This is a genomic window from Novosphingobium sp., from assembly GCF_024642085.1.
In the GTDB taxonomy this organism is placed as follows: domain Bacteria; phylum Pseudomonadota; class Alphaproteobacteria; order Sphingomonadales; family Sphingomonadaceae; genus Novosphingobium.
Genome location: NZ_JAHEBV010000013.1, coordinates 68496 through 77313, shown reverse-complemented (window position 1 = coordinate 77313; position 8818 = coordinate 68496). Strand labels below are relative to the sequence as shown.

Here is an 8818-nt window from a genome sequence, read left to right as displayed (position 1 = left end):
TTTTTATGCGGTGGCGGCAGGCTTTGCCTTGTTCCACCTGTCCAATTACCCGCGCTTCAGCCTGTTGATGGTGCCGCTGGTCCTGCCGCAACTGTGGGCCGCGCTGGTGCTGGGCTACCTGCGCCAGCGGCTGGGGCTGGCGCAGGCAATTCTAACCCATGTCGCGGCCAATGCCTGCAGCATCGGCCTGGCTTTGGCTTCAGGCTCGATCGGGTCTTAAAGAACGACGGCCGTGCCGGACGTGCTGACCATCAACATCGATCCATTGGCGCCCAGCACCTCATAGTCGATATCGACCCCGATGACCGCGTTGCCGCCCAGTTCGGCTGCTTTTGCTTCCATTTCGCCCAGCGCCTGCTTGCGCGCCCGGGCCAACACGTCCTCATAGCTGCCCGACCGACCGCCGACTATGTCACGAACCGAAGCAAACAGATCGCGAAACAGGTTGGCCCCGACGATAACTTCGCCGGTTACGATGCCAAGATAAGTCTGGACCGGGCGGCCTTCGACAATGGCGGTTGTGGTAGACAGCATAGTGCGCGAGCTCCCTTGCGGCGTGGTTTACTCAGATAGGAACCCGCGCGCTTCTGCCAAGACTAACCCAGGCCTAGCGCAGCCTTGTAGGTATCCAGCAACATTTCCATTTCGGCCCGGTCGTCTGGCTTCATTTTGCGCAAACGGACGATCTGGCGCATGATCTTGCCGTCATATCCCACGGCCTTGCCCTCGGCGTAAACGTCCTTGATGTCGTCGGCGATGCCCTTTTTTTCTTCTTCGAGGCGTTCGATACGCTCGATCAGCAGGCGCAGGCGGTCGTCGGTGGCTTCAGCCATGGTTGGATAGCTCCCCTTGGAATAAGAATCAGTTGAGCGCGCTCTTAGGGGGCGGGTGCGTTCTTCTTCAAGCTCTCGGCCATGGCAGCAAGCTGGTCTTCCGTCGCTTCCCTGTGGAAACGTGCTTTCCATTCCGCCGCTGGCATGCCGTGGATCACTTCGCGCGCGCCGTCCTTGTCATAAGGCGCGCCCGCATCGCGTATCCAGTCGGCCAGACAGTTGCGGCAAAAGCCCGACAGGGTCATCAAATCGAGGTTCTGGGCATCGCTGCGGTGGCGCAAATGGCGCACCAGACGGCGAAACGCAGCTGCGGCAACCGCATCGTCCAGCGTTTCTAGCGGATCGCCGGCAGTCGCATTCGTATTTTCCGAGCAGCTCATGGCATGGGTCCTTGGTGTTTGTGCGGCCCTTTGCCATAGGAGACTTCACAATTGGAAGGACCTTACTCTTGGCCAAGATCGACCCGCGCGGGCGCAAAGTCAAAATCCTGGCCACGCTTGGCCCGGCTAGCCGGACGCCCGAAATGATCGCCAAGCTGATCCACGCCGGCGCCGATGCCTTTCGCGTCAATATGAGCCACGGCGATCACGAAACCCATGCCCAAACGATTGCCGCGATCCGCGCAGTCGAAAAAGACCTGTCGCGCCCGATCGGGGTGTTGTGCGATCTGCAAGGTCCAAAGCTGCGCGTGGGGCAATTTGCGGGCGGCAAGGCAGTGATACGTCATTCAGGCCACTTCACCCTGGACCGTGACCCCACGCCTGGCGACGAAAACCGCGTCTGCCTGCCCCATCCTGAACTGTTCGGCATCCTGCGCAAAGGCCAGCGCCTGCTGATCGACGATGGCAAGTTGCGCCTGAAAGTGATCGAGGCGGACGAAAACCGGATCTTCTGTTCGGCAGAAGTTGGGGGGGTAATTTCCGATCGCAAAGGCGTAAATGTGCCCGATGCCGTGGTTCCGGTGCCTGCGCTGACCGACAAGGATCGCCGCGATCTGGCTTTCGCGCTGGAACAGGGCGCGGACTGGATTGCGCTGTCATTCGTCCAGCGCCCCGAAGACGTCGCCGAAGCGCGCAAGCTGATGGGCGCGTCCGACACCGCTCTGATGGCCAAGATCGAAAAGCCGGCCGCGGTCGAGCGGCTGGAAGAAATTATCGAACTGGCCAACGGCATCATGGTCGCGCGCGGCGATCTGGGGGTGGAACTGAACCCCGAGGAAGTGCCGCCCCTGCAAAAGCATATCGTCGCGATGACCCGCCGCTCCGGCAAACCGGTGGTCGTAGCAACTCAAATGCTCGAATCGATGATCGAAAGCCCGGCCCCCACCCGTGCCGAAGTGTCGGACGTCGCCAATGCTGTCTATGACGGGGCCGACGCCGTGATGCTTTCGGCCGAAACCGCCAGCGGCGCCTGGCCGGTTGAGGCCGTCACCATCATGCATCGCATTGCCGCCCAGGTGGAAAGCGATCCCGGCTATGCCGAACGGGTCCACTTTACCCAGGTCATGCCGGATGCGACCACTGCCGATGCGCTGGCCCAGGCCAGCGCGACCATCGCCGAAACGGTCAAGGTGGCGGGGATCATCGTCTTCACCGGATCAGGATCGACCGCCCGCCGCGTGGCTCGCGAGCGGCCATCGGTGCCAATGCTGGTCTTGACCCCGTCTGCCAAAATAGCCCGGCGCCTGGCACTGCTGTGGGGAACGCATGCGGTCAGCACCAAGGACATTGGCAGCTTTGAAGAAATGATTGCCAAGGGCAAGCGCATGGCCCTGCGCCACGGCTTCGGCAGCGCGGGGTCCAAGCTGATCGCACTGGCGGGGGTTCCCTTTGGCACGCCGGGATCGACCAACCTGCTCCACGTAGTGACGCTGAGCGGGGACGAGCTCAAAAACCGCGAGGCTTAACCGCGCGCACCAAACAGGGCCGAGCCGACCCGGACGTGGGTCGCGCCCAGCATTATTGCGGTTTCAAAATCGTCCGACATGCCCATGCTGCGCCCGGCAAGGCCGTGGTCACGGGCCAGCTTGTCAAGCAAAGCAAAGAATGGTGCCGGCTCAATTGCAACTGGCGGGACGCACATCAAACCAATCACCGGCAGATCAGCAATCCGCGCCTGATCCAGCAGCGCGGGAAGCGCGGCGATGGCGCAGCCTCCCTTTTGCTCTTCTGCGCCGATATTGACCTGGACAAAGCACGGCACCTGCCGCCCCGCCTTGTCCATCGCGCGGGCCAACGTCGTCACCAGCGTTGGCCGGTCGAGCGAATGGATGCAATCGAACAAGGCAACGGCATCGTCGGCCTTGTTGGACTGGAGCTGGCCGATCAGGTGCAGGTCTATCCCCGCCTCGGTTTCACGCAAGGCCGGCCACTTGGCCGCCGCCTCTTGCACGCGGTTTTCGCCGAACACGCGCTGTCCGGCTGCGATCAGCGGGGAAATTGCTTCGGCTGAGTGAGTCTTGCTTACCGCGATCAGCGTGATCTCACCGGCTTCGCGCCGTGCGATGCGGGCGGCCTGTGTGATGCGTGAACGGATTTCGGCAAGGCGTGTGGCTGGATCGATCATCGCGCGCTGCTATAGCGGGGCGATGGCGCGATTGAAGCCCCTCCCGGCGATCTGGATCATTTCCGATGCGCGCAACGATGCGGCGCTGGAATATGCCCTGGCCCGGCTGCCGCGGGGCAGCGGGGTGGTTTTTCGCCATTATCACCTTGCTTCAAGAGATCGGCGGGCGCGCTTCGACCAGGTGAAACGGCTCGCACAAGCCCGCGGCCACGTGGTCGCTCTGTCAGGCAATGCCCGGACAGCGCGGCGCTGGGGCGCGGATGCGGCGTATGGATCAGTGCAGGTTCTCGCCCCCGGCCCGGCGCTGCCCCGGCTGGTCGCGGTCCATTCACTGTGGGAGCTTGCCCAGGTGAAACGCGGCGATGCCATTTTGCTGTCACCAGTGTTCGAAACCCGCACTCACCCCAATGGAAAAACGCTGGGCCCACGGCGCTTTCGGCTGATTGCGGCGCGTTCGGCCCTGCCGGTTATCGCGCTGGGCGGCATGAATTCCGTTCGCGCCAAGCGCCTTAAATGGCCGCGCTGGGCCGCGATCGATGCCTTTTGCGACAAAGCGACTCCGCGGATTCCCTTGGATTCTTGACGTGGAGTCAGTGCTGCGCGCATAACAGGGCGGAGACAAGGGGAGCATGATGGCAACACGTCCGGTTTCTGCGGGACAGCGCGGTGCGCGGGTCGATTGGCGCGCGGCTATGCGGCGCGCGCTGCGGCGCAGCGGAGAAATCGGCGGGGCGATTTTGCTAGGCCTGGGCATGGTGTTCTTTACCCTTGCCCTGCTGAGCTATCACCAGACCGATCCCAGCGCTTCGACCGCAGCGGCCGGCCCGGCCCAGAACTGGATGGGCGGGAGCGGCGCCTGGGTGGCAGAACGCGCGCTGTTTCTGTTTGGCCCGGTATCGGTGCTGTTCCTCCCGCTGATGTACGCCATGGCACGAAAACTGCTGCGCCTGGTCGAGGAAGAAGATCAGGATCTGCCCCATGCCGATCATGCCTGGTGGCGGCCGATTGCGGTGTTGCTGTTTGCCATGGCGCTGCTGTCAACCGTGCTGTCGCTGATCGTCACCGAAACGCGCGGGTCGTTTCCGGCCACGTTCGGCGGGGTCACCGGGCTGCTGGGATCAAGCGCCATCCGCTGGGCTGCGGCGCAATTGCCCGATGCGGGCCAGTTCTGGGCCATTGCTGGGGCCGGAATTGCCTGCCTTGCGGGCGGGGCCATTCTGGCGGGCCGGGTCTTTGCGATCGACTGGGGCACCCTGTTCACCCTCCCCGGCGTGCTGAAGCGCAGGCCAAGTCTGGAAAGCCTGGGCAGTGCCATCCCCTTGCCCTCGGTACGTGACCGCAGGGCGCGCGAAGATCGGGGCACTCTACCGGTCCCGCTGGCTACACCGCGCAAGCCGCCCGAGATTTCCGATCCCACCCGACCGGTCCGTCCGGCGCAGATTTCAGGGACCAGCCGCCAGGGCGACCTGTTCGATGCCTTTGAGCTGCCGGGGCTTGACCTGCTCAGTGATCCCCCGCCGCAAACCGGGCACAAGATCGACAAGCTGGCGCTGGAACGCAATGCCCGCCTGCTTGAAACCGTGCTCGACGATTTCAACGTGAAAGGCGAAATTACCGCCGTGCGCACCGGCCCGGTCGTGACTATGTACGAACTGGAACCGGCACCGGGGATCAAGGCCAGCCGGGTGATTGGCCTGGCCGATGATATCGCCCGCAACATGAGCGCGATTTCAGCCCGCGTGTCCTCTATTCCGGGGCGCACCGTCATGGGGATCGAATTGCCCAATGCCGACCGCCAGATGGTCAGCTTCAAGGAGCTGGTCGCCTGCGAACAGTTCGCCGGGGCCAAAGGCATGCTGCCGATCATCCTGGGCAAGGACATCGCCGGGGCACCGATCGTCGCCGATCTGGCTGCCATGCCCCACCTGCTGGTCGCGGGCACCACCGGTTCGGGCAAGTCGGTCGGGCTCAACACCATCTTGCTGTCGCTTCTGTACCGCTTGACCCCTGCCCAGTGCCGGTTGATCCTGGTCGATCCCAAAGTGCTTGAGCTCAAAAGCTACGACAACATCCCGCACTTGCTTTCGCCCGTGGTCACCGAACCGGCCAAGGCTGTACGCGCGCTGAAATGGGCGGTTGAGGAAATGGAACGGCGCTATCGCCAGATGAGCGAACTGTCGGTCCGCAATCTGGCCGGCTTCAACGACAAGGTTCGCGCCGCCAAGGCCAAGGGCAAGCCGCTGGGCCGCCGCATCCAGATCGGCTTCGACCCCGAAACCGGCGAAGAAATGTTCGAGGAGCAGCAGCTCGATTACCAGCCGCTGCCGCAGATCGTGGTGATCGTCGATGAGCTGGCCGATCTCATGGTTACTGTCGGCAAAGAAGTCGAAGTGCTGATTCAGCGCCTTTCGCAAAAGAGCCGTGCCGCCGGCATCCACCTGATCATGGCCACGCAGCGCCCGTCGGTCGATGTCATTACCGGGGTGATCAAGGCCAACCTGCCGACGCGGATTTCCTTCGCCGTGACGAGCCGGATCGACAGCCGTACAATCCTGGGCGAACAGGGCGCCGAGCAGCTGCTGGGCAAAGGCGACATGCTTTACAAACCAAATACATTGCCGATCACGCGCGTTCACGGACCTTTCGTATCGGACGAAGAGGTTGAGCGGATTGCCGATTTCTGGCGCGGTCAGGGCAGCCCGGAATACGTCGATTCGGTCACCGAAGAGCCGGAAGACGGCGGCTTCGGCTTTGACGACCTTGATGCCACGGCGTCGGACAGCCCGGAGGAACGCAAATACCGCCAGGCCTGCCAGATCGTGTTCGAAAGCCAGAAGGCCAGTGCCTCGTGGCTCCAGCGCCAGCTTGGCGTGGGCTACAATACTGCGGCCAAATGGGTCGAACGGATGGAGGCGGATGGCTTTGTCGGTCCGGCCAATCATGTCGGCCGCCGCGAAATCTACCGAGACAAGGACGGCAGCCCGCTTTAGCTGACGGACGTAACCGCGCGGCGTTCATCCAATCGCACGGTCAGATCGGCATAGTCCGGCATGGTTGCCACGATGTGCCGGGTCAGGCGCTCGTAGTGCTGGATGAAACGCGACACTTCGGCCGGGCTCATGACCGCAGTTCCGCCTTGCCCACGCAACCCGGCTTCCTGCTCCTCGCGCCAGGTCGCGACCACGTCCCACGAAGGGGCGGCAAGAAAAACCAGCCGGTTTACCCGCTCGAACAGGCGCTGGTAATCGCCGGCCAAGGCGGCATTAACATGGCCGCGCCACCGGCAGTCCGGGTCTTCATCGCGTTCCAGTTCGTTGACCGGCTGGGCCAGTGCCTTTTCCTCTTGCGGCGCCGCGCCAAGGCACCAGCCTTCCAGCAACAGCACCTGTGTTCCGTGCGGCGCGCGCGGCCAGTCCGCAATTGGCATCCGATCGTCGCTGGCCTTGTCGAAGCGCGGCAACGGCGCTGGCTCACCGCGTTTCACGGCGTCCAGGGTTTCACGGCCCAAAGCAAGGTCGTGCGTGCCGGGAACCCCGCGTACTGCGAACAGGGAGTGAACTTCTTTGGCCAGGTGCATGCGCTGCGTGCGGGTCCGATAGAGATCATCGAGCGAAAGGGTCGCGGTACGCACACCTCTTAGGACTAGCTGCTCGGCCAGGGCGGCAACCAGCGTAGACTTGCCCGACCCCTGCGCGCCGCAGATGCCGATGGTGTATAGTCCCGGCTGACGCCACCTGGCGATGCGCGCCAGCAGCACACCGACAAAGTCAGGGTCAGCGATCAAGGGGCCGCCTGCGGCTCCGGCAAGCGCGGGCGGAAGGTAATGCCAAGCGGAGTGACGTGGCCATCGGGGCGCAGGCGGATGCGCACAATGCCTTGCTTGGACCTGTCCCAAAGCTGGTCCTGCAGCCGCGAGGCTTCCGCCTGCGAGGTGTACAAACGCCCTTCTTGAGCCAGTTCGGCATTGGCAAATACGGGGCACGCTACCGCAATTGCCCGCATCTCGGCGCGCTGGACTATCGGAGCCTGCCCGGTGATACAAAGCTTGTTGCGACCATGAATCCATTCGAACGTCGTGCGCTTAAGGCCAGGCCAATCGTACTGGAACTGGACATAATGCCCTTGCAAGAGGTCACGCGGGTCATAGCCCTGGATCGGTACGTCCCATTCGGTCCCCTGACGGCTCAGGCGGTCGGCGTTTAACCAGATCGCGCCGAGGCCGATCAGCGGCACCAGGAGCGCGACAGTGTAGAGCAGCGCGCGGTTCATGGCGCAGCCTCCCTGGGCGGGGCATATTTGCGCGCCACACGCACCGCGATCCATGCGATTGCGATGATCAGCAGACCGCTCACGATCAGTCCGGCCCCGCTCGACAACAGATTATCCTCCAGCTCAAAACTCAGCACGATCAGCCGCAGCGCCAGCAGTGCGACCGCCAGCTGAAACACGCCGCGCCAGCCGCCACGCAGCGCCATGGCGGCGACCCCGGCCCACAGCACCATATAAAGCAGCGCGCCGATCACCCTATTTCCGGACAACGGCCAGGCGACCAAGGCTACCATACCGGCCGCCGCCAACATCCATGCCGCCGCCTGTCCCGAGCGATCACGCCGTGCAGTCCAGACCAACCATGCGGCCGCAAAACCCGCCGCGGCCCATGTCAGCAAGCTTAGCATCATCTTGTCGGCATCGCCGCCGCGGGCAAGGTTTTGAACCCCGGCCAGAATAGCCACCATGCTGGCCCCGGCCAGGCCATAGCCAAAGCCCAGTTCCTCCAGCCGCCGCCAGAACGCGCCACGCGCCGAACGCACCCGCAGCGCCGCACCAAGCGGCGCCATGAGCAGCGGCAACGCTGTGGGCAACGCAAAAACCAGGAAAGATCCGTCGCGGGCGTCGTTGTCGGCGGCAAAGGTCCACACTGCGGCAATCAGCACGCCGCCCACTCCCAGCGCCGCCAGCCAGTTTTGCCCGCGCAGCAGGAACAGAGGCGCAAAAAAGGCAAGCCACAGCGCCAGCGGCTGCCACAGCGGCGATGTCGTCTGATAGGCCTGGCCGATATGCCCCATGAATGTCAGCCCCAAGGCGCCTTGAACGAACAGCAACGCCTCTTCGCCCCAGCCCTGCTGGCCGCGCACTGCCCACAGCACAATCGCAGCCCCCAGCAGCAAGGCGAAATGCGCACCCAGCCGAACCATTGCCGGGATCGCATCCCAGTTGGCAGCAACCACCGAGACAAGTCCAAGCGCAATCGCCAGCGCGCCGATTCCGACCACCGCCCACAGCGCCAGCGGTCGGCTGTGCTGCGCTTCGAAACTGCGGATGCGAGCGGCCGCTTCGGCATCGATGGCACCGGCTGCAACCCATGCGGAAAGCTTGCGTTCGTTCACGCAGCGCAGCCTATCGCACACCTGATCAAATGC

At 63.6% G+C, this 8818-nt stretch carries 10 protein-coding genes and 1 pseudogene; 4 read left to right on the top strand and 7 right to left on the bottom strand.

From position 1 onward, the window contains the following. Positions 1–220, top strand: a pseudogene (locus tag Q0L62_RS07650) (CPBP family glutamic-type intramembrane protease); the annotation flags it as partial. Here the strand turns inward: Q0L62_RS07650 and Q0L62_RS07645 are convergent. The 3 genes from Q0L62_RS07645 to Q0L62_RS07635 all read right to left on the bottom strand — a co-directional run bounded on the left by Q0L62_RS07645 (position 217) and on the right by Q0L62_RS07635 (position 1213). Continuing rightward, a complete protein-coding gene (locus Q0L62_RS07645) occupies positions 217–534 on the bottom strand; it encodes a heavy metal-binding domain-containing protein (protein WP_296678546.1) in 318 nt (105 codons plus the stop codon). The pseudogene Q0L62_RS07650 and the gene Q0L62_RS07645 sit on opposite strands and share 4 nt — an antisense overlap. A 62-nt stretch (positions 535–596) precedes the next feature. Next, positions 597–833 carry a DUF2312 domain-containing protein gene (locus Q0L62_RS07640; protein WP_296678544.1) on the bottom strand — a complete coding sequence of 79 codons (237 nt, stop codon included), beginning with the start codon at positions 831–833 and terminating at the stop codon, positions 597–599. Positions 834–877: 44 nt separating this feature from the next. After that, entirely contained in the window at positions 878–1213 is a 336-nt protein-coding gene (locus Q0L62_RS07635; RefSeq protein WP_296678542.1) for a DUF1244 domain-containing protein, read from the bottom strand. Positions 1214–1281: 68 nt separating this feature from the next. Between Q0L62_RS07635 and pyk the strand changes: the two genes are divergently transcribed. After that, positions 1282–2739 carry a pyruvate kinase gene (gene pyk / locus Q0L62_RS07630; protein WP_296678540.1) on the top strand — a complete coding sequence of 486 codons (1458 nt, stop codon included), beginning with the start codon at positions 1282–1284 and terminating at the stop codon, positions 2737–2739. On the opposite strand, the gene Q0L62_RS07625 is transcribed toward pyk, so the two are convergent. Continuing rightward, positions 2736–3398, bottom strand: a complete 663-nt coding sequence (locus tag Q0L62_RS07625; RefSeq protein ID WP_296678538.1) for a YggS family pyridoxal phosphate-dependent enzyme — start codon at positions 3396–3398, stop codon at positions 2736–2738. The genes pyk and Q0L62_RS07625 overlap by 4 nt on opposite strands. A 22-nt stretch (positions 3399–3420) precedes the next feature. Between Q0L62_RS07625 and Q0L62_RS07620 the strand changes: the two genes are divergently transcribed. Together Q0L62_RS07620 and Q0L62_RS07615 are read left to right on the top strand one after the other, a co-directional pair. After that, entirely contained in the window at positions 3421–3981 is a 561-nt protein-coding gene (locus Q0L62_RS07620; protein ID WP_296678559.1) for a thiamine phosphate synthase, read from the top strand. A 49-nt stretch (positions 3982–4030) separates the two neighbouring features. Beyond that, positions 4031–6388, top strand: coding sequence for a DNA translocase FtsK (locus tag Q0L62_RS07615; RefSeq protein ID WP_296678536.1), 2358 nt, complete (start codon positions 4031–4033; stop codon positions 6386–6388). On the opposite strand, the gene Q0L62_RS07610 is transcribed toward Q0L62_RS07615, so the two are convergent. From Q0L62_RS07610 to Q0L62_RS07600, 3 genes are read right to left on the bottom strand one after another with little or no spacing between them, the layout of a single operon-like run. After that, entirely contained in the window at positions 6385–7179 is a 795-nt protein-coding gene (locus Q0L62_RS07610) for a kinase (RefSeq protein WP_296678556.1), read from the bottom strand. The genes Q0L62_RS07615 and Q0L62_RS07610 overlap by 4 nt on opposite strands. Next, entirely contained in the window at positions 7179–7667 is a 489-nt protein-coding gene (locus Q0L62_RS07605) for a GDYXXLXY domain-containing protein (RefSeq protein WP_296678533.1), read from the bottom strand. Before Q0L62_RS07605 ends, Q0L62_RS07610 begins: the two co-directional genes overlap by 1 nt. Then, on the bottom strand, positions 7664–8785 hold the full coding sequence (locus Q0L62_RS07600) for a DUF2157 domain-containing protein (protein WP_296678531.1): 1122 nt from the start codon (positions 8783–8785) through the stop codon (positions 7664–7666). The genes Q0L62_RS07605 and Q0L62_RS07600 overlap by 4 nt, the downstream gene beginning before the upstream one ends. Between the last annotated feature and the right edge of the window lie 33 nt (positions 8786–8818).

Excerpts from the sequence above, each read along its gene's own strand:
- Q0L62_RS07645 (WP_296678546.1), bottom strand. The coding sequence starts at position 534 with ATGCTGTCTACCACAACCGCCATTGTCGAAGGCCGCCCGGTCCAGACT.
- Q0L62_RS07640 (WP_296678544.1), bottom strand. The coding sequence starts at position 833 with ATGGCTGAAGCCACCGACGACCGCCTGCGCCTGCTGATCGAGCGTATC.
- Q0L62_RS07635 (WP_296678542.1), bottom strand. The coding sequence starts at position 1,213 with ATGAGCTGCTCGGAAAATACGAATGCGACTGCCGGCGATCCGCTAGAA.
- Q0L62_RS07625 (WP_296678538.1), bottom strand. The coding sequence starts at position 3,398 with ATGATCGATCCAGCCACACGCCTTGCCGAAATCCGTTCACGCATCACA.
- Q0L62_RS07620 (WP_296678559.1), top strand. The coding sequence starts at position 3,421 with ATGGCGCGATTGAAGCCCCTCCCGGCGATCTGGATCATTTCCGATGCG.
- Q0L62_RS07615 (WP_296678536.1), top strand. The coding sequence starts at position 4,031 with ATGGCAACACGTCCGGTTTCTGCGGGACAGCGCGGTGCGCGGGTCGAT.
- Q0L62_RS07605 (WP_296678533.1), bottom strand. The coding sequence starts at position 7,667 with ATGAACCGCGCGCTGCTCTACACTGTCGCGCTCCTGGTGCCGCTGATC.